This is a genomic window from Mesorhizobium sp. 01N446 (genome assembly GCF_056399285.1).
This window is the reverse complement of the sequence record NZ_JBFTRA010000004.1, coordinates 280265-298079: the sequence shown is the minus strand read 5'-3', so window position 1 is coordinate 298079 and position 17815 is coordinate 280265. Positions and strand designations below refer to the sequence as shown.

General features: G+C 63.4%; 15 protein-coding genes. 8 read left to right on the top strand and 7 right to left on the bottom strand.

The window, feature by feature from the left end; genetic code table 11:
- Window positions 1–5 precede the first annotated feature (5 nt).
- From AC1DPX_RS18330 to AC1DPX_RS18320, 3 genes are all read right to left on the bottom strand, one after another.
- Complete coding sequence (locus AC1DPX_RS18330) at window positions 6–473, bottom strand: YaiI/YqxD family protein (RefSeq protein ID WP_056572226.1); 468 nt, start codon at window positions 471–473, stop codon at window positions 6–8.
- Between the two features lie 63 nt (window positions 474–536).
- Window positions 537–1106: an S-(hydroxymethyl)glutathione synthase gene (gene gfa, locus AC1DPX_RS18325; RefSeq protein ID WP_096446550.1), complete on the bottom strand. Its 570-nt coding sequence runs from the start codon at window positions 1104–1106 to the stop codon at window positions 537–539.
- 67 nt (window positions 1107–1173) lie between these two features.
- Entirely contained in the window at window positions 1174–2301 is a 1128-nt protein-coding gene (locus AC1DPX_RS18320) for an S-(hydroxymethyl)glutathione dehydrogenase/class III alcohol dehydrogenase (RefSeq protein WP_477238596.1), read from the bottom strand.
- A gap of 199 nt (window positions 2302–2500) precedes the next feature.
- Between AC1DPX_RS18320 and AC1DPX_RS18315 the strand changes: the two genes are divergently transcribed.
- From AC1DPX_RS18315 to AC1DPX_RS18305, 3 genes are all read left to right on the top strand, one after another.
- Window positions 2501–4513: an acetyl-CoA carboxylase biotin carboxylase subunit gene (locus AC1DPX_RS18315; RefSeq protein ID WP_477238594.1), complete on the top strand. Its 2013-nt coding sequence runs from the start codon at window positions 2501–2503 to the stop codon at window positions 4511–4513.
- Between the two features lie 164 nt (window positions 4514–4677).
- A complete protein-coding gene (dnaE, locus tag AC1DPX_RS18310) occupies window positions 4678–8205 on the top strand; it encodes a DNA polymerase III subunit alpha (RefSeq protein WP_477238592.1) in 3528 nt (1175 codons plus the stop codon).
- Between the two features lie 52 nt (window positions 8206–8257).
- The gene (locus AC1DPX_RS18305; protein WP_202354185.1) at window positions 8258–9061 is read left to right on the top strand and encodes an ion channel; all 804 of its coding nucleotides are present in this window, start codon (window positions 8258–8260) and stop codon (window positions 9059–9061) included.
- Between the two features lie 11 nt (window positions 9062–9072).
- Here AC1DPX_RS18305 and AC1DPX_RS18300 read toward each other — a convergent pair whose 3' ends face one another.
- A complete protein-coding gene (locus tag AC1DPX_RS18300; protein ID WP_477238590.1) occupies window positions 9073–9954 on the bottom strand; it encodes a DMT family transporter in 882 nt (293 codons plus the stop codon).
- Window positions 9955–10147: 193 nt separating this feature from the next.
- Here AC1DPX_RS18300 and AC1DPX_RS18295 point away from each other — a divergent pair, with 193 nt between their 5' ends.
- A complete protein-coding gene (locus tag AC1DPX_RS18295; protein ID WP_477238588.1) occupies window positions 10148–10654 on the top strand; it encodes a hypothetical protein in 507 nt (168 codons plus the stop codon).
- A gap of 33 nt (window positions 10655–10687) precedes the next feature.
- On the opposite strand, the gene AC1DPX_RS18290 is transcribed toward AC1DPX_RS18295, so the two are convergent.
- Complete coding sequence (locus AC1DPX_RS18290) at window positions 10688–12016, bottom strand: DNA polymerase IV (protein ID WP_477238586.1); 1329 nt, start codon at window positions 12014–12016, stop codon at window positions 10688–10690.
- Between the two features lie 66 nt (window positions 12017–12082).
- Here AC1DPX_RS18290 and AC1DPX_RS18285 point away from each other — a divergent pair, with 66 nt between their 5' ends.
- Window positions 12083–12670, top strand: coding sequence for an N-acetyltransferase family protein (locus AC1DPX_RS18285; RefSeq protein ID WP_477238584.1), 588 nt, complete (start codon window positions 12083–12085; stop codon window positions 12668–12670).
- A 93-nt stretch (window positions 12671–12763) separates the two neighbouring features.
- Window positions 12764–14359, top strand: a complete 1596-nt coding sequence (locus AC1DPX_RS18280; protein WP_477238835.1) for a hypothetical protein — start codon at window positions 12764–12766, stop codon at window positions 14357–14359.
- 64 nt (window positions 14360–14423) lie between these two features.
- On the opposite strand, the gene AC1DPX_RS18275 is transcribed toward AC1DPX_RS18280, so the two are convergent.
- Window positions 14424–15077 (bottom strand): hypothetical protein, encoded by a 654-nt coding sequence (locus tag AC1DPX_RS18275; RefSeq protein ID WP_477238582.1) that lies wholly within the window; start codon window positions 15075–15077, stop codon window positions 14424–14426.
- A complete protein-coding gene (locus AC1DPX_RS18270; protein ID WP_027052046.1) occupies window positions 15074–15373 on the bottom strand; it encodes a DUF3572 domain-containing protein in 300 nt (99 codons plus the stop codon). The genes AC1DPX_RS18275 and AC1DPX_RS18270 overlap by 4 nt, the downstream gene beginning before the upstream one ends.
- 247 nt (window positions 15374–15620) lie before the next feature.
- Between AC1DPX_RS18270 and AC1DPX_RS18265 the strand changes: the two genes are divergently transcribed.
- Both AC1DPX_RS18265 and AC1DPX_RS18260 read left to right on the top strand, forming a co-directional pair.
- Window positions 15621–15992 carry a response regulator gene (locus tag AC1DPX_RS18265; RefSeq protein WP_013531932.1) on the top strand — a complete coding sequence of 124 codons (372 nt, stop codon included), beginning with the start codon at window positions 15621–15623 and terminating at the stop codon, window positions 15990–15992.
- 33 nt (window positions 15993–16025) lie between these two features.
- Window positions 16026–17399 carry a PleD family two-component system response regulator gene (locus tag AC1DPX_RS18260; RefSeq protein WP_202354190.1) on the top strand — a complete coding sequence of 458 codons (1374 nt, stop codon included), beginning with the start codon at window positions 16026–16028 and terminating at the stop codon, window positions 17397–17399.
- The last annotated feature ends 416 nt before the right edge of the window (window positions 17400–17815 follow it).

Here is a 17815-nt window from a genome sequence, read left to right as displayed (position 1 = left end):
TGTTTCTAGCTGGGTGTGGCGGATTTCAGGGCGCGCCGCAAGATACGGTCGAGTTCGCCGAGGAACCGCGAACGGTCCTGCGGCGCGAAAGAGGCATTGTAGCCCTTGCTCTCGCCGGTTTCGCGCAAATGCTGCTTGAGGTCGCGCATGGCCACCGCCATGCCGATGGTTTCGGGCGTGAATGGCCGTCCGGTTGGCCCGAGCACGTGGGCACCGAGCGCTACCGCACGAGCGGCGAGCGGAATGTCCGCCGTCACCACGACATCGTTGGATTTGGCGTTCTCGACGATCCAGTCGTCTGCGGCGTCGGCTCCCTTGGAGACCACGACATTGCGGATCATCGGGTCGCGCGAGGGCCGCAAGCCGCCGTTGGAGACGTAGGTGACGACGACGCCAAGGCGCTCGGCGACTTTTTCGACCTCGGCCTTGACCGGGCAAGCGTCGGCGTCGACGTAGATGGCAGGTGCGGGCATAGTCTCTCCGAAACGGACAGGGGCCGGAAACGTGTCCGGCCCCTGTCTGAAATCTTACAGCGTTCAGGCCGGCAAGGCGCCTGACTTCTTCGCCGTCCAGGTGGCGATATAGTCCATGAGGCCGGGGTTGAGGCAGTCATAGGGTTCGAGCCCGATCGACTTCAACTGCGCCCGGATGCCGTCCATCCGTTTCGGGTCGACGCCGGATTCGATGATCGACGAGACGAAGGCGGTGAAGCCCGGCGGTGACCAGCCATCCTCGACGAAGCGCTCGGGGTGGATGAAGGACAAGCCCTTGAACGGATGGTCGCGCTCGACCGGACCGTGCATATGGACGCCGCAGCCGGTGCAGGCATGGCGCTGAATCAGGGCCGAGGGGTCGACCACTTTCAGCTTGTCGCCGTTCTCGGTGACGGTGACGTCGCCGGTTCCGGCAACGGCCACCACCGAGAATATGGCGCCTTCCGGCTTCCAGCATTTGGTGCAGCCGCAGGCGTGGTTGTGGGCGATCTGGCCCTTGACCTTCACCTTGACCGGCTTGCTGGTGCAGGCGCAGACCAGCGTGCCGCCGGCAAAGCTCGCGCTCTCCTTGGGCAGGCCATTGTCGATTTTCGGATGCAGTTTCTCCGCCATTCTTTTCTCCTCCCAGTTTTGAACCACAGAGGTCGCTGGCCGGTCGGTCGGCGGCGTGTGGCTTGCTTCAATAAACGACGACGCTTCGGATCGACTTGCCCTCATGCATGAGGTCGAACCCCTTGTTGATGTCTTCCAGTTTCAGCAGATGGGTGATCATCGGATCGATCTGGATCTTGCCGTCCATGTACCAGTCGACGATCTTCGGCACGTCGGTGCGGCCGCGCGCGCCGCCGAAGGCGGTGCCCATCCAGGTGCGGCCGGTGACCAGTTGGAACGGGCGCGTCGAAATTTCCTGGCCGGCGCCGGCGACGCCGATGATGACCGACTTGCCCCAGCCGCGGTGCGAGGCTTCCAGCGCCTGGCGCATCACCTTGGTGTTGCCGGTGCAGTCGAACGTGTAGTCGGCGCCGCCGATCTGGTCGGCGCCGCGCTTGGTCATGTTGACGAGGTGAGGGACGATGTCGCCGTCGATCTCCTTCGGATTGACGAAATGCGTCATGCCGAACCGTTCGCCCCATTCCTTCTTGTCGTTGTTGAGATCGACACCGATGATTATATCGGCGCCGGCCAGTTTCAGGCCCTGGATGACATTGAGGCCAATGCCGCCCAGGCCGAAGACCACCGCGGTCGCGCCTTGCTCGACCTTGGCGGTGTTGATGACGGCGCCGATGCCTGTGGTGACGCCGCAGCCGATGTAGCAGATCTTGTCGAAGGGGGCGTCCGGGTTGACCTTGGCTACCGCGATCTCGGGCAGAACGGTGAAGTTGGAGAAGGTCGAGCAGCCCATATAGTGGAAGATCTTGTCCTTGCCGATCGAGAAGCGCGACGAGCCGTCGGGCATCAGGCCCTGGCCCTGCGTGGCGCGGATGGCCGTGCACAGATTGGTCTTGCGGGACAGGCAGGACGGGCACTGCCGGCATTCCGGCGTGTAAAGCGGAATGACGTGGTCGCCCTTCTTGACCGAGGTGACGCCCTTGCCGACATCGACCACCACGCCGGCGCCCTCATGCCCCAGGATCGCCGGAAACAGGCCTTCCGGATCGGCGCCCGACAGCGTGAACTCATCGGTGTGGCAGATGCCGGTCGCCTTGATCTCGACCAGCACCTCGCCCTCGCGCGGACCGTCGAGGTCGACCTCCATGATCTCCAGCGGCCTTCCGGCGGCGACAGCGACAGCGGCGCGGGTTTTCATCAGGCGTCCTCCAATGCGAATTTTTTTCCAAGGTTTCAGGTTTTATCGACACGATCAACTGGAAGCTGGTGCCGAGACTGGGCCACAGCGAAGAATTGGAATCGCAAATCGATTGAAAGCCAGTGATTTGCATGGCCGGCTTGACCCCGCAAGCACAGGTCATAAAAGGAACGACCGACCGGAGGGGAATGACCTCAGCATGTTCACGAAAATCCTGATCGCCAATCGTGGCGAGATCGCCTGTCGCGTCATCAAGACGGCGCGCAAGATGGGGATTGCCACAGTCGCGGTCTATTCCGATGCCGATCGCGATGCCGTGCATGTTGAGATGGCCGACGAGGCGGTGCATATCGGGCCTTCGCCGGCCGCGCAGAGTTATCTTGTCCCTGAGAAGATCATCGCGGCTTGCAAGGAAACCGGGGCTCAGGCTGTGCATCCCGGTTATGGCTTCCTGTCCGAGCGCGCTGCCTTCTGCGAAGCGCTGGAGAAGGAAGGCATCGTCTTCATCGGCCCGAAGCCCAAGGCGATCAAGGCGATGGGCGACAAGATCGAATCGAAGAAGTTCGCCAACGCGGCCGAGGTTTCGACCGTGCCCGGCTGGCTTGGCGTCATCGAGAATGCCGACCACGCCGAAAAGATCGCCGGCGAGATCGGCTATCCCGTGATGATCAAGGCCTCGGCCGGCGGCGGCGGCAAGGGCATGCGCATCGCCTGGAACCAGTCCGAAGTGCGCGACGGTTTTGACCGGGCTCGCTCGGAAGCCAAGAGTTCGTTCGGCGACGACCGCGTGTTCATCGAAAAATTCGTCGTCGATCCGCGCCATATCGAGATCCAGGTGCTGGCCGACGCGCATGGCAACGCGCTCTATCTCGGTGAGCGCGAATGCTCGATCCAGCGCCGCAACCAGAAGGTGGCCGAAGAGGCGCCGTCGCCATTCCTCGACGCCAAGACGCGCAAGGCCATGGGCGAGCAGTCGGTGGCATTGGCCAGGGCCGTCGACTATCAGAGCGCCGGCACGGTCGAGTTCATCGTCGACAAGGACAAGAACTTCTATTTCCTTGAAATGAATACACGATTGCAGGTCGAGCATCCGGTGACCGAGCTCGTCACCGGCATCGATCTGGTCGAACAGATGATCCGCGTCGCCGCCGGCGAGAAGCTTGGCCTGAAACAAAGCGACATCAAGCTGAATGGCTGGGCGGTGGAAAGCCGGCTCTATGCCGAGGATCCGTACCGCAATTTCCTGCCGTCGATCGGCCGGCTGACGCGCTACCGGCCGCCTGAGGAGGGGCAGTTCGGCGATATCGTCATCCGCAACGACACCGGAGTCACCGAAGGCTCCGAGATTTCGATGTTCTACGACCCGATGCTTGCCAAGCTGTGCACCTGGGCGCCGACACGCATCGAGGCGATCGATGCCATGTCGGAAGCGCTCGACAGTTTTGTCGTCGACGGCATCGAGCACAACATTCCGTTCCTGGCGGCGCTGATGCAGCATCCGCGCTGGCGGGAAGGGGCGATATCGACAGGATTTATCGCCGAGGAATACCCCGACGGTTTTGCGCCCGTCGTGCCGAGCGGCGAAGAAAAGGCCGTTCTCGCCTCGATCGTGACCGCGGTGGAGCTGTTACGCCGCGACCGGCTCGATCGGCTGGGCGGGCGGCTGGCGCCGCATTCGGGGGCGCTGAAGCGCGACTGGGTGGTGAAGATCGGCGAGGATTATCTACAGGCGTCCATTCTCGAAGGCATGATTTCCATTCCGATGGAGATCGACCTGTCTATCGACGGCGGCAAGGCGCTGACCGTTTCATCCGGCTGGCGGCCGGGCGACCTGATCTGGCGCGGCACGGTCGGCAAACGCTCCGTCGTCGCCCAGATCCGGCCCGTCGCCAACGGTCTTCGCATCGCCTGGAAAGGCATGTCGGTGACCGCGCGCGCCATGCTGCCGCGTATCGCCGAGCTCGAAAGACTGATGCCGGAAAAAGTGGCGCCGGATACGTCGAAACTGCTGCTGTGTCCGATGCCCGGCCTCGTCGTGTCGATCGCCGTCGCCGAGGGCCAGGAGGTCAAGGCCGGCGAGACCTTGGCCGTGGTCGAGGCGATGAAGATGGAAAACGTGCTGCGCGCCGAACGCGACCTGGTCGTGTCGAAGCTCAACGCCAAGCCGGGCGACAGCCTGGCGGTGGACGCCGTGATCATGGAATTCGCCTGAGGTCTGTTGATATTCAGGTGAGGCCGGCCTGACCTGAATCTCAACACCTTAGCCGGCAGGCCGCAGCAAGCCTGTGGCTGACTGTGGTTTGTGCTGGACTGGTATCGTCGGGTCCCGGACAATACATCTCCATCGACTCAGAGCCTTCGGCAGCGCGAGAAACCATGGCGGATGACAGACTTCCACGCGATCCTCTGAAGCGCGAAGCCGCGATTGCGGCTGCGCGTCCGGAGGTGCCGGCGCGGCCCTTCGTGCATCTGCGCGTGCATTCGGCCTATTCGCTGCTCGAGGGCGCGCTTCAGCTCGGCAAGATCGTTGGTCACGCGGTGAAGGACGAGGCGCCTGCGATTGCCGTCACCGACACCAACAATCTTTTCGGCGCGCTGGAATTCGCGCAGAAGGCGGTCAAGGACGGCATCCAGCCGATCATCGGCTGCCAGATTGCGCTCGCCTTTTCCGGTGAAAACAGCGACGGCCAGCGCGATCGCCGGCGGCAAGGCCCGGAAATGCGGCCGGTCGTGCTGCTCGCCGCGACCGAAGCCGGATATTCCAATCTGGTCAGGCTGGTCAGCCGCGTTTATCTGGAAACGCCGCCCGGCGAGGCGGTGCACCTGACAACCGAGATGCTGGAGGGTAAGGCCGATGGGCTGATCTGCCTGAGCGGCGGGCCGCGCGGCCCGATCGGCAACGCCTTGAAGGAGGATCGCCGCGATCTGGCCGAGGTGCGGCTTTTGGCGCTCAAGGCACTGTTCGGCGACCGGCTCTATGTCGAGCTGGACCGGGTCGCGGGCTACGATCGGGTCATCGAGCATCAGACGATCGATCTCGCCTATGCGAATGAGCTTCCGCTGGTCGCCACCAACGAAGCGTTTTTCTCGTCGCGCGACGATTATGAGGCGCATGACGCGCTGATTGCCATTGCCGAGGGCTCCGTTGTTGCCGTCGACACCCGCCGCCGGCTGTCGCCGGACAATTTCCTGCGCAGCCAGGCCGACATGGCAAAGCTGTTCGCCGACCTGCCGGAAGCGATCGACAACACGGTCGAGATCGCGCAGCGCTGTTCCTATTATCCGAAGACCCGCAGCCCGATCCTGCCGCGCTTCACCGGCGGTGATGCCTCCGACAAGGACGCGGCCGAAAAGGCCGAGGCCGCCGAGCTCGCCCGCCAGGCGCGGGAAGGGCTCGACGCGCGGCTCGCCCTGCACGGACCGACGCCGGGCTACACGGTCGAGCAATATCGCGAGCGGCTCGAATTCGAGCTCGGCATCATCGAGAAGATGAAATTCCCGGGCTACTTCCTGATCGTTGCCGACTTCATCAAATGGGCCAAGGCGCAAGGCATTCCGGTCGGGCCGGGCCGTGGTTCGGGCGCCGGGTCGCTGGTCGCCTATTCGACGACCATCACCGATATCGATCCGCTGCGCTTCTCGCTGCTGTTCGAGCGCTTCCTCAATCCCGACCGCGTGTCGATGCCCGACTTCGACATCGACTTCTGCCAGGATCGTCGCGAAGAGGTGATCCGCTACGTCCAGCAGAAATACGGCCGCGACCAGGTCGGACAGATCATCACTTTCGGTACGCTGCAGGCCCGCGCCGTGCTGCGCGACGTCGGCCGCGTGCTGCAGATGCCCTATGGCCAGGTCGACAAGCTGTCGAAAATGGTGCCGCAGAACCCGGCCAATCCGGTCAAGCTCGCGGATGCCATCGCCAACGAGCCGCGTTTTGCCGAAGAGGCCGAGAAGGAGCCGATCGTCCAGACGCTGCTCGACATGGCGCAGAAGCTGGAAGGGCTGTACCGCCACGCCTCGACACACGCCGCCGGCATCGTCATCGGCGACCGGCCACTGTCGGAACTGGTACCGATGTACCGCGATCCGCGCTCCGACATGCCGGTCACCCAGTTCAACATGAAATATGTCGAGCAGGCCGGGCTGGTGAAGTTCGACTTCCTCGGCCTGAAGACGCTGACCGTGCTGGAGACGGCGGTGAAGCTGATCCGCCGGCGCGGCATCGACATCGACCTGGCGACGATCCCGCTCGACGATCCCGAGACCTACGCCATGCTGTCGCGCGGCGAGGTGGTCGGCGTGTTCCAGGTGGAAAGTGCCGGCATGCGCAAGGCGCTGATCGGCATGCGGCCCGACTGCATTGAGGACATCATCGCGCTCGTCGCTCTCTACCGCCCGGGCCCGATGGAGAACATCCCGACCTACAACGCCAGAAAGCATGGCGAGGAGGAGATGGCCTCGATCCATCCGAAGATCGACCATCTGGTGAAGGAGACGCAAGGCGTCATCGTCTACCAGGAACAGGTCATGCAGATCGCGCAGGAGCTGTCCGGCTATTCGCTCGGCGAAGCCGATCTTCTGCGCCGCGCCATGGGCAAGAAGATCCGCGCCGAGATGGACAAGCAGCGCGAGCGTTTCGTCTCGGGCGCTGTCGAGCGAGGCGTCAGCAAGCCGCAAGCCGACTTCATTTTCGACCTGCTGGCCAAATTCGCCGACTATGGTTTCAACAAGTCGCACGCCGCCGCTTACGCCGTCGTCTCGTATCAGACGGCCTATCTCAAGGCTCATTATCCGGTCGAGTTCCTGGCGGCGTCGATGACGCTCGACATGGGCAATACCGACAAGCTCGCCGACTTCCGCCAGGATGCGTTGCGCCTCGGCATCGAGGTGCTGGCGCCGTCTGTTATGACCAGCTTCCGGCCCTTCGAGGTCGGCGAGAACCGGATCTATTATTCGATGGCGGCGCTCAAGGGCGTCGGCGATGCGGCGGTCGAGCACATCGTTGCCGTGCGTGGCGAGAAGCCGTTCAAGAATCTCGCCGATTTCTGCGAGCGGGTCGACCCCAAGATCGTCGGCAAGCGCGTCTTCGAAAGCCTGATCATGGCTGGCGCGCTCGATTGTTTCGGCCACGACCGCGCCCAGATGCTTGCTGGCGTCGAACGGATGATGGGGCTGGCGTCACTTGCCCAGCAGAATGCCGTTTCCGGCCAGGCCGATATTTTCGGCGCTTCGCTCGGCGCACAGTCGCAGGCGCTGAACCTGCCGGTGACGGACCCGTGGCTCGCCGCCGACCGGCTGCACCGCGAATTCCAGGTCGTCGGCTTCTACCTCTCGGCCCATCCGCTCGACGAATACAAGGCGGCTTTGCAGAAGATGCGGGTGCAGAACTGGGCGGAGTTCTCGGCCGCGGTCAAGCGCGGCGCTTCCGCCGGCCGTCTTGCCGGCACGGTGAACAGCAAACAGGAGCGCAAGACGCGCACCGGCAACAAGATGGGCGTGGTGGCCTTTTCCGACACCTCCGGCCAGTACGAGGCCGTGCTGTTTTCCGAGGCATTGGCGCAGTACCGTGACCTTTTGGAAGCCGGCCGATCCGTCGTCATCACCGTTGCGGCCGAGGACAGGCCCGAGGGCGTTAATTTGCGGATCAATTCCGTGCAATCGCTGGAGGAGGAGGCAAGCCGCATCCAAAAGGCGCTGCGCATTTTCGTCAGGAACGATGGGCCCGCCTCGATAATCCAGTCCCAGCTCACCCAGCGCGGCGAAAGCCAGGTGAGCATCATCGTGATCAAGGAAGAGGCGCAGGGCGAGGTCGAGATCGCCTTGCAGGGCGGCTACCGGGTCTCGCCACAAATCGCCTCGGCGATGCGCGCCGTGCCCGGCGTGGTCGAAGTGGAACTGGTGTGACCGGGGCCCCTGGCAGGCGTCGGCACATGCCGCCCATGTCATCGCGATCGGCATGAAGGCCGCGGACAAGCAAGCATCACAGGATCGTTCCGCGATGGCGCGGCTGCGCGACACGCTGCGCAGGCTCTATCATGGGCGCACGCCGGCCGCCTTCCGGTTTCAGGTTGCGGCAATCGTCATCGATCTGGCCATCATCGGCTTCTTCATCGCCACACCCGTCATCCAGCAATCGGCCTCGTTCCTGTGGTTGGATTATGCGGTGGCGGCGCTCGTCGGCGCCGATCTGGTCGCCAGGCTGCTGGCCTCCAACGACATGCTGCGGCTGATGAAGCAGCCGACCTCCTGGGTGGATGTCTTCATCCTGTTGACGCTGCTGATGCCGACGGCGCTCGCCAATCTCGGTTTTCTGCGCATCCTGCGGCTGTGGTCGCTGTCGCGCAGCGGTTCGATCTGGCGGCATTTCGAGATGCGCGGTCTGAGGCCGTGGCGCGAGGCAAGCCACGCGGTCATCAACCTGTTGACGTTTCTGTTCGTCATCACCGGCTTCGTCTACACCTTCTTCTTCCGCAACGGCGCCGGTCTGGAAAACTACATCGACGCGCTTTATTTCACCGTCGCGACGGTGACGACAACCGGCTTCGGCGACATCGTGCTGCCGGGCATGGCCGGCAAGCTGACGGCGATCGTCACCATGATCATCGGCATATCGCTGTTCGTCAGGCTGGCGCAGGCGATCTTCCGGCCGGCCAAGGTTTTCTTCCCCTGTCCGCAATGCGGGCTGCAGCGGCACGAGCCGGACGCGGTGCACTGCAAGGCCTGCGGGCATGTTCTCAACATACCGGACGCAGGCGACTGACTGGCGGACCGCTACGATGCCGCCACTTCAGCCGGCTTTACCGGCTTGCGCTGCAGGTTGAGCAGATTGCCCGTCAGGATCAGCAGCGCGCCGCCGGCGGTGAAGGCGTCGATCTGCTCGTGGTAAAGCAGCCAGCCGATCAGCGCCGACAGCGGTACGCGCAGGAAATCCATCGGCGAAATGACGGTGGCGTCGGCATAGACAAGCGCGCGGGCCATACAGAAATGTGACGACATGCCGGAGAAGGCAATCAGAACGATCCATGGCCACAGCTCCAGCGGCGGATTGCGCCACGTATAGAGCGCCGGAACGAGGCCGACCACCGACTGGATGATCAGCATCCAGAAGATGATGCGCACGACGCTGTCGGTGCGCGTCAGCGACTTGACCATGACCACAGAGATACCGAAGCAGACCGCGGCACCGAGCACGACGAGATGTCCTGGATCGGCCGAGCCGACACCGGGGCGAACGATGACCACCACGCCGATCAGTCCGAGCACGACCGCCGCGAGTTTTGGCCGGGAGAGCCTTTCGCCGAGAAACGTCACCGCCAGGATCGCCGTCCAGATCGGCGTGGTGAATTCGATCGAGATCAGTACCGCCAGCGGGATAAGCGTCAAGGCGTAGAGCCATGCCGCCTGGCCGCTATAGTGGACGACATTGCGGACAATATGGGCGAGGGGACGCTGCGTGCGCATCGCCGAAAAGCCGCCGCTCGTCAGCACCAGCGGCAAGAGGATGAAGAAGCCGATCACCGAGCGCAGTTCCAGCACCTGGAAGACGTTGAGTTCGGCTGTCGTGGCGCGGCCGGCGACCGACATCGCCAGGAAAGAGGTAATCGACAGCGCCATCCAGAACGCGGCCTTGGGGATCGAGGGGGTGGGTGCCATGGCAGCTATCTCGCAGGCCGGGGCTCTCGCCGCAATCGCTAGTCGCTTCATTCTTCTGGGCCAGTTGCAATGGCGTGATGTGCAAACGGTCATGTCGCGGGCGGAACCTGACAGGGCAGTGGGCGTTGAGTCCCGATATTCAGCCGAGCTTCGCAGGACGTCCTGCCTTTCAGCATCGACAAGGAGAACTTCGATGAGACCATTTGCGCAATTCGCGCTTGCCGGCTGCCTCTTGGTCGCGGCAGGCGCGGCACACGCCGACGAGACTAAGTTTCTTCAGTCGTTCAAGGGAAATTTCGCCGGCAAGGGCACCGTCCAGGTGACCACGGACGTGCCGAACGTCAGTGTTTCCTGCAGCTTCAAGTCGAATGCGACCTCGACCTCGCTCTCCCTTGATGGCAATTGCCGCGGTCTCGTTGTGGTGTCACGGGCCATCAGCGCCAATCTGAAGGTCACAGGTGCGAAATACAGCGGCGTTTATGCCGGGTCCCGCACGGGTCCGGCACAGTTGAACGGCAGCCGTTCGGGCAACGCGATCAATCTCGGCATCCGCTGGGCCCAGGAGGTCAATGGCGATCGCAAGGCGCGGATGACGGTCGAGAAGCGAGGCGAGAACGGCATCCGGCTGACGGTCACCGACACCGATCCCAAAACCGGCAAGAACGTGGTGACGAGCAGGATCGATCTGACGCGCACCTAATTCTGCTGAATCTCGATCGACCGGTATCCGGCGTCAGTCTTCCAGCGGTTCCGGGGGATGGGCGTCGCGGCCCCTGCCGAACGTATAGCCGGTCTCCACCGCCTTGCGGCCGAACTTGTCGCGCAGCGCATCGATGGCGCCTTCGGCCATGGCGCGCTTGCGCGACTGGACGTCGACGAGATCCGGCGGGTCGGCCTTGTCATCGTCGGAGAGGTCGCTGACGCCGATGCCGAGCAATCGAAATTTCGTTCCGTCGGTTTCCTTGCGGAGAAGCTCCACCCCGGTCTGGAAGATACGGTCGGCGAGCCGGGTTGGGTCGCCAAGCTGGCGGTTGCGGGTGCGCAGCTTGAAATCCTGGGTCTTCAGTTTCAGCACCACGGTGCGCCCGGCAATGCCTGACTTTTTCAGCCGCGCCGAGACCTTTTCCGAAAGCCCTCGCAGCACCGAGACCAGCTCGTCCAGCGACGCGATGTCGGTGTCGAAGGTGGTTTCGGCCGATACGCTCTTGGCATCCTGGTCGGGGTCGACGCGGCGAACGTCCTCACCACGCGAAAGCCGGTAGAGCCGGTCGCCCATCACGCCGTAGCGGCGCATCAGGTCGCCACGCTCCATCGTCTGCAACTGGCCGATGGTGCGGATGCCGTCGCGTTCCAGCGTGGCGTTGAACGCCTTGCCGACGCCCCAGATCATGGTCACCGGCTGCGTCGCCAGGAAGCCGACCGCCTCGGCCTCGCCGATGACCGAAAAGCCGCGCGGCTTGCGGAAGTCCGACGCGATCTTGGCGAGGAACTTGCAGTAGGAGAGGCCTGCAGAGACGGTGATACCGATCTCCTTCTCGACGGCCAGCGCGAAGCGCGCCAGCACCACGGCCGGCGGCAGGCCGTGCAACCGTTCGGTGCCGGCGAGGTCGAGAAACGCTTCGTCGATCGACAACGGTTCGACCAACGGCGTCAGCGCCTGCATCATGGCGCGCACCTCGCGGCCGACGCGCACATATTTTTCCATGTTGGGCGGGATCACGACCGCCTCGGGGCAGGCCTCGAGCGCCTTGAACATCGGCATGGCGGAACGCACGCCGCGGATGCGGGCGATGTAGCATGCGGTGGACACGACCCCGCGCTTGCCGCCGCCGATGATCAGCGGCTTGTCCTTGAGCGCCGGGTTGTCGCGCTTTTCGATCGCCGCGTAGAAAGCGTCGCAATCGATATGGGCCAGATGCAGCCGGTAAAGCTCGGGATGACGGGCAAGGCGAGGGCTGCCGCAGCGCTCGCAGCGGCGCGTTTCACTGCGCTGAAACGTCAGGCAGTCACGGCAAAAACCGTGATCGGGATTGTTGACAGGGGCCGCCATCACTGCGAACATAAAGAGAACAGAGGCAATGGTACGACAGTGCAGGGCCAGCGACAAGCTTGGCCTGGGGAGAACCGTATGAGCACGATCATAGTACCGCTGGCGCCTGATCTCTGGCCTGACTTCGAGGACCTTTTCGGCAAGCAGGGCGCCTGCTACGGTTGCTGGTGCACGCATTTCCGGCTGGCGCCGGCGGCGCGGCGCGAGAGCAGCCGCGAACGCAACAAGGACCATATCAAGGCGCGTATCGAAGCCGGCCCGCCGCCCGGGCTGCTGGCCCTTGAGGACGGCAAGGCGGTCGGCTGGATGCAGATCGGGCCGCGCGCCGACGTGCCCGAATGGAACAACAAGGGCAGGGGCTCGGCGCCGATCGACCCCGCCGACGCTTCCGATCCGGCCGTCTGGGCGATCTCCTGCTTCTTCATCCGCGCCAAGGCGCGCGGCCGGGGCATCACGCATCGCCTCGTCGAAGGCGGTATCGATTTCGCCCGCAGCAACGGAGCACGGCTCGTCGAGGCCTGCCCGATCGACCTGTCGCGCGATTCGCGCTCGATCGGCCTTTTCGTCGGCTCGTCGGGTGTGTTCGAGAAGGCCGGGTTCGAGAGGCTGGTGGAACGCAAGGCGGGTCGGCCACTGATGCGGCTGGTGCTGAAGCCGATTGCCTGACTGTCATCATCTTGCAGTTGTGATGGTATTTCCCTACCAGAAGCACGAACGATTTTTGCCTTTTCGATCAAACGGAGACTTCCCGTGAACCGTATGTTGCCATTTGCCTTTGCCGCGCTTCTCATCAGTGCGCCCGCCTTCGGCCAGACCGTCGACAGCAAGGGCGCCAAGCAATTGTCCGACGACCTGTCCCGCTATGTCGGCAAACAGGCGCTCGACAAGGGCATTCTGAAGGTCTCGGTCGAAGGCGACGCCTACAAGGTCGCGTTCGATCTCAAGGCGCTTGCCGCGACATTTCCCGAGCAGGGAAAGGTGAAACTCGACTTCGCGCCCTACGCCGTGCTGGTGAAGCCGCGCAGCGACGGAACCTGGGATGTCTCGATGGATTTTTCGCAAAGCGGATCCTTCGAGTTCAACGGGCCGGAAGGGCTGCAAAGCACGCAGTTCTCGATCAAGGACGGCAAGGGTTCCGGCGTCTATGATCCCAATCTGGCGGCCTTCATCAGCGGTGCCAGTTCGTTGGCCGGCATGACGATGGCATCGAAGGATGCCAAGCAGCAGATGGAGGCCAGCACGGGCGCCGGCACCGCGACGATTGCCGCCACCAAGGCCGCTAACGGCGGCGTCGATTTCACGATGTTGCAAAAGATTTCGAATTTCGTCGAATCGATCAAACTGGACGATCCGGAGAACGGGCTGAATTTTCCGGTCACGATCAAGTCGCCGGAATTGTCGGTGGAAGCCAGCGGCAAGGGCGTGCAGACGAGGCCGCTGCTCGACCTCCTGGCATTTGCCGTGGCCAATGAGGATGAGAAGACGCTGAAGGCAAACCAGGCGCAGCTCAAGTCGCTGCTGCGCGCCGCGCTTCCGGTTTGGGAGCGCATCGACGGCACCTATGGCTTCAAGGATTTCGCGGTCGACAGCCCGATCGGCACTTTCGGGGCAACCCAGCTCAGCACGGCGTTCGGCAGCGACGGCGTTTCCCAGAGCGGCAAGGTCACCTACGGCATCAAGGCGTCGGGTCTCACCGTGCCGCAGCAGCTTTTGCCGAGCTGGAGCGTGGCGCTTCTGCCCACCGACATCGACCTGAACTTCGGCGGCGCCAATATCGATCTCGACAGCATGGCGAAGAAGGCGATCGAAGCCTTTGATCTCAATCAGGATCCGCCGCTGACGGCCGAGTTCGGCGACCAGCTCAAGGCCGACTTCCTGGCCAAGGCGCCGAAGGTCGTCATCGCCCACAGCACCGTGAAGAACAAGGACATGGAGATCGCGCTGGAAGGTGAGATGACAAGCTTCGGCCAGAAGCCGGATGCAAATCTCACCGTCGATGTCGCCGGCTTCGACAAGATCATGGAGCATTTGCAGGAGGCGGCAAAGGCGGAGCCGGAGATCGGGCAGTACGTGCCTGTCGCCCTCATGGCCAAGGGTTTTGCCAAGACGCTCCCGGACGGCCGCCTGGAATGGGCCATCAGCACCAAGGCGGACGGCTCGGTCACCGTCAACGGCGTCATGCTGAAGCCAGCCGACCCGGCGGTGGATGACAGCGTCGACGATGGTGACGGCGCGGGCGAAAGCAACGATGGCGACAATGGCGGCGCCGCCAATAGTGGCGCCGGCGAAAATGGCGGTGGCGCTGATAGTGGCGGCAGCGACAATGGCGGGGCCGGTGCGAAGCTCAATCCTTGAGGGTTAGGCTTCCTGCGCCCCCGGGAAGCGCATAGCGCTTTCCCAGGGGCGTCGCGCCTGACGTTTAAAGCCCCAGGGCGCTCACAATCTTCGGCCCGGCTTCGTGCCAGTCCTGGACGACGATGACATCGTCCTGGACCGCCGGCAGGAAGGCGCGCAGCGAATTGTCGGCCATCAGGTGGAAAAGACTGGCGTCGGCTACCCTCTCCCGCACCGACGCCAGATTGTGCGGCTGATCGTCGACGAAGACCACCGGCCGGCCGCTCTGGCCGCGCAGTCTGGCCACGGCCGGTCCCTTGGCCATCTCGGTGGTCAGAAGCGGGTAGTTCAGCCCGAGCGCATCGAGATGGGCGCGGCGCACGGCGCGATGCCGGTGCGGCATGGCCGTCAGCATGATGATTTCCGCGCGGTCGCCAAGCCTTGCCAGGGCTTCCGCAGCGCCGTCGGTGATGCTCTGCCAATCGGCCTGCGCGTCGAAGAAATCGCCCAGAAGTGCCGTGACTTCGGGCTGTTCGATCAGGCGGCCACTGGCCGTTTCGGCAATGTTGCCGGTCAGCCGGAAGGACGCCAGCGTCAGGCCATAGCCGCGCGACTTGAGGAAATGCGGGAAGGGGCGAATGAATTCGAGTACGACGTCATCGACGTCGAGCACCAGCAGCGGCCGGTCGTCCGCTGAGAGTTCCTCGATCTGGCGCGCGGTCTCCGGATCATCGCTCATATGGAATGCTCGTGGTTGTCGTCGCCGAGCGGCAGTGCGCGCAACGCCTTGCCGACGGCGGCCGGCGGCGTGCCGGTTTCCTCGGCAAAGCGCATCAGGGTCGGCTCATGGGCAAGGATAAATTGCAGCACGCCGGCCAGAAAACCCGGCTCGCCGGCGGCCTTGCGGATCGAATGCGCTTCTATTCCGGTGATCGCCAGAAAGCGCGGCAACAGTTCCGGATCGGAGGCGACGAAGCCCAGCGCCTTCACGGCAATGGTTTCCGCCTCTTCGCGCATTGACGCCGCGTTTGCCATCACTACCTTCGGTACGTGGAATGAGTCTCTTCCGCAGTAATGGCAAGAATTGCTTGCGGCAAGCCTTTACAGCGCCGCGCGCCGTTTGGACGCGCGGGCAGGCGAGGTGGAATTCGCGCTGCTTTGCAGTTCGGGGGTTTCCGTTTCGTCAATCATATTGCCGTATCGTGAAGCAGGGTTTGGTGCGTTCAAGGACGAGCGCATAACGGCCGCCTTCGAGCGGAGGGACGGCCGGGACGGGATGTCGATGCCTAAGAAGGTCATGATCGTCGAGGACAATGAGCTCAACATGAAGCTCTTTCGGGACCTCATCGAAGCAAGCGGCTACGAGACGGTGCGCACCCGCAACGGTCTTGAGGCGCTCGACCTGGCGCGCCAGCACCGGCCCGACCTCATCCTGATGGACATTCAGCTGCCCGAAGTGTCGGGACTGGAAGTGACCAAGTGGCTGAAGGAAGATGACGAGCTGCACGTCATTCCGGTCATCGCCGTGACCGCCTTCGCCATGAAAGGCGACGAGGAGCGCATCCGCCAGGGCGGCTGCGAGGCCTATATTTCGAAGCCGATCTCAGTGCCGCGTTTCATCGAAACCATCAAATCCTACCTGGGCGATGCCTGATGTACCTTTCCAGCCGAGCCGGAGCCTTGTGATATGACCGCGCGGATCCTCGTCGTCGACGACATCCCTGCCAATGTGAGGCTGCTTGAGGTTCGGCTGCTGGCCGAATATTTCGAGGTGCTGACCGCCACCAACGGGCCCGACGCCATCGAGACCTGCGAGAACGGCAAGGTCGATGTCGTGCTGCTGGACGTGATGATGCCCGACATGGACGGGTTCGAGGTCTGCCGCCGGCTGAAGAGCGATCCGGCGACATCGCATATTCCGGTGGTGATGATCACCGCGCTCGACCAGGTTTCCGACCGCGTGCGCGGGCTCGAGGCCGGCGCCGACGATTTCCTGACCAAGCCGGTCAACGACCTGCAGCTCATGACGCGGGTCAAGAGCCTTGTCCGGTTGAAGTCGCTCACCGACGAGCTCAGGCTGCGCGCTTCGACGACGCGCAATATCGGCATCGAGGAGTTGCTCAGCCGCAATTTCGCGTCCGAGGACACGACGCCGAAAGTACTGTTGATCGACGAGCGCAAATCATCGGTCGAGCGCATCCAGAAGATGCTGCGCGACCGCGCCGACCTCGATGTCATCGGCGACCCGCATGCCGGGTTCTTCCAGGCCGCCGAGACGTCCTATGAATGCGTGATGATCTCGACGGCCTTCGCCGATTTCGATCCGCTCCGGCTCTGCTCGCAATTGCGCTCGCTCGACCGCACCCGTTTCGTGCCGATCATCCTCTTGGCCGACGAGGGCGAGGAGGAGCGCATCATCCGCGGCCTCGAACTCGGCATCAACGACTATCTGATGCGGCCGATCGACCAGCAGGAGCTGACGGCGCGGCTGCGCACCCAGGTGCGCCGCAAGCGCTACAACGACCAATTGCGCGCCAGCGTCACCCAGACCATCGAGATGGCGGTCACCGACGGCCTGACGGGGTTGCACAACCGCCGCTATCTCGACAGCCATTTGCAGACGCTGTTCGACCGCGCCGTGGCGCGGCGCCGGCCGCTGTCGGTGATGATCACCGATCTCGACCGCTTCAAGTCGATCAATGACGCGCATGGCCATGATGGCGGCGACGACGTGCTGCGGGAATTCGCGCGGCGGCTGCGCAAGAATGTCAGGGGTATCGACCTTGCCTGCCGGTTCGGCGGCGAGGAGTTCGTCGTGGTCATGCCGGACACCGATGGCGTCGTGGCCGAGAAAGTGGCCGAACGCATCCGCGCCGAAATCGCCCAGAAGCCTTTCGCCATCGGCGCCGACGGCAAGACGATCGAGGTCACCGTCAGCGTCGGTGTGTCGTCGGTGCTGAAGGGCGTGGATACGGTGGCGGCGCTGATGAAGCGCGCCGATCTCGCGCTTTACGAAGCCAAGAGCGGCGGCCGCAACCGCGTCGTTGCCAAGGCGGCGTAAGCGTCCGCGACCGATTCTACGGTCAATCCAACAAGGTTAGCTATTTACCTTAATCCAAGCGATTCGCGAGCCTTGGTTAAGAAACTGTTGATTTTCATAAGCTCTTGAGCAAATGTGCAGGCCAAGACGAAGCCGGCACGAGGGTACATAGCCGGCTCGATCCCTAGAAATACCCCATGATGCTCAGGTCCGCCGCATCTCCTGGGTCCGTGGGGTCGGCCGGCCGGCGCTGGCACATAGTGGCCTCCTCGTACCGCTGCCAAACGCCGACCGGCCCCCTTCTTCCAAACAGACGTCAGAACTTCGTGCCAAGGCGCGAAGGACTCTGATTTTTTTTGCCTGCAGGCGATCCGGGCTCCCGTCTTCGATCCATGGCTGTCAGCCGTTCAAAGCGATCCGAGCAGGGGAGCACCCCT

Excerpts from the sequence above, each read along its gene's own strand:
- AC1DPX_RS18330 (WP_056572226.1), bottom strand. The coding sequence starts at position 473 with ATGCCCGCACCTGCCATCTACGTCGACGCCGACGCTTGCCCGGTCAAG.
- gfa (WP_096446550.1), bottom strand. The coding sequence starts at position 1,106 with ATGGCGGAGAAACTGCATCCGAAAATCGACAATGGCCTGCCCAAGGAG.
- AC1DPX_RS18320 (WP_477238596.1), bottom strand. The coding sequence starts at position 2,301 with ATGAAAACCCGCGCCGCTGTCGCTGTCGCCGCCGGAAGGCCGCTGGAG.
- AC1DPX_RS18315 (WP_477238594.1), top strand. The coding sequence starts at position 2,501 with ATGTTCACGAAAATCCTGATCGCCAATCGTGGCGAGATCGCCTGTCGC.
- dnaE (WP_477238592.1), top strand. The coding sequence starts at position 4,678 with ATGGCGGATGACAGACTTCCACGCGATCCTCTGAAGCGCGAAGCCGCG.
- AC1DPX_RS18305 (WP_202354185.1), top strand. The coding sequence starts at position 8,258 with ATGAAGGCCGCGGACAAGCAAGCATCACAGGATCGTTCCGCGATGGCG.
- AC1DPX_RS18300 (WP_477238590.1), bottom strand. The coding sequence starts at position 9,954 with ATGGCACCCACCCCCTCGATCCCCAAGGCCGCGTTCTGGATGGCGCTG.
- AC1DPX_RS18295 (WP_477238588.1), top strand. The coding sequence starts at position 10,148 with ATGAGACCATTTGCGCAATTCGCGCTTGCCGGCTGCCTCTTGGTCGCG.
- AC1DPX_RS18290 (WP_477238586.1), bottom strand. The coding sequence starts at position 12,016 with ATGTTCGCAGTGATGGCGGCCCCTGTCAACAATCCCGATCACGGTTTT.
- AC1DPX_RS18285 (WP_477238584.1), top strand. The coding sequence starts at position 12,083 with ATGAGCACGATCATAGTACCGCTGGCGCCTGATCTCTGGCCTGACTTC.
- AC1DPX_RS18280 (WP_477238835.1), top strand. The coding sequence starts at position 12,764 with ATGTTGCCATTTGCCTTTGCCGCGCTTCTCATCAGTGCGCCCGCCTTC.
- AC1DPX_RS18275 (WP_477238582.1), bottom strand. The coding sequence starts at position 15,077 with ATGAGCGATGATCCGGAGACCGCGCGCCAGATCGAGGAACTCTCAGCG.
- AC1DPX_RS18270 (WP_027052046.1), bottom strand. The coding sequence starts at position 15,373 with ATGGCAAACGCGGCGTCAATGCGCGAAGAGGCGGAAACCATTGCCGTG.
- AC1DPX_RS18265 (WP_013531932.1), top strand. The coding sequence starts at position 15,621 with ATGCCTAAGAAGGTCATGATCGTCGAGGACAATGAGCTCAACATGAAG.
- AC1DPX_RS18260 (WP_202354190.1), top strand. The coding sequence starts at position 16,026 with ATGACCGCGCGGATCCTCGTCGTCGACGACATCCCTGCCAATGTGAGG.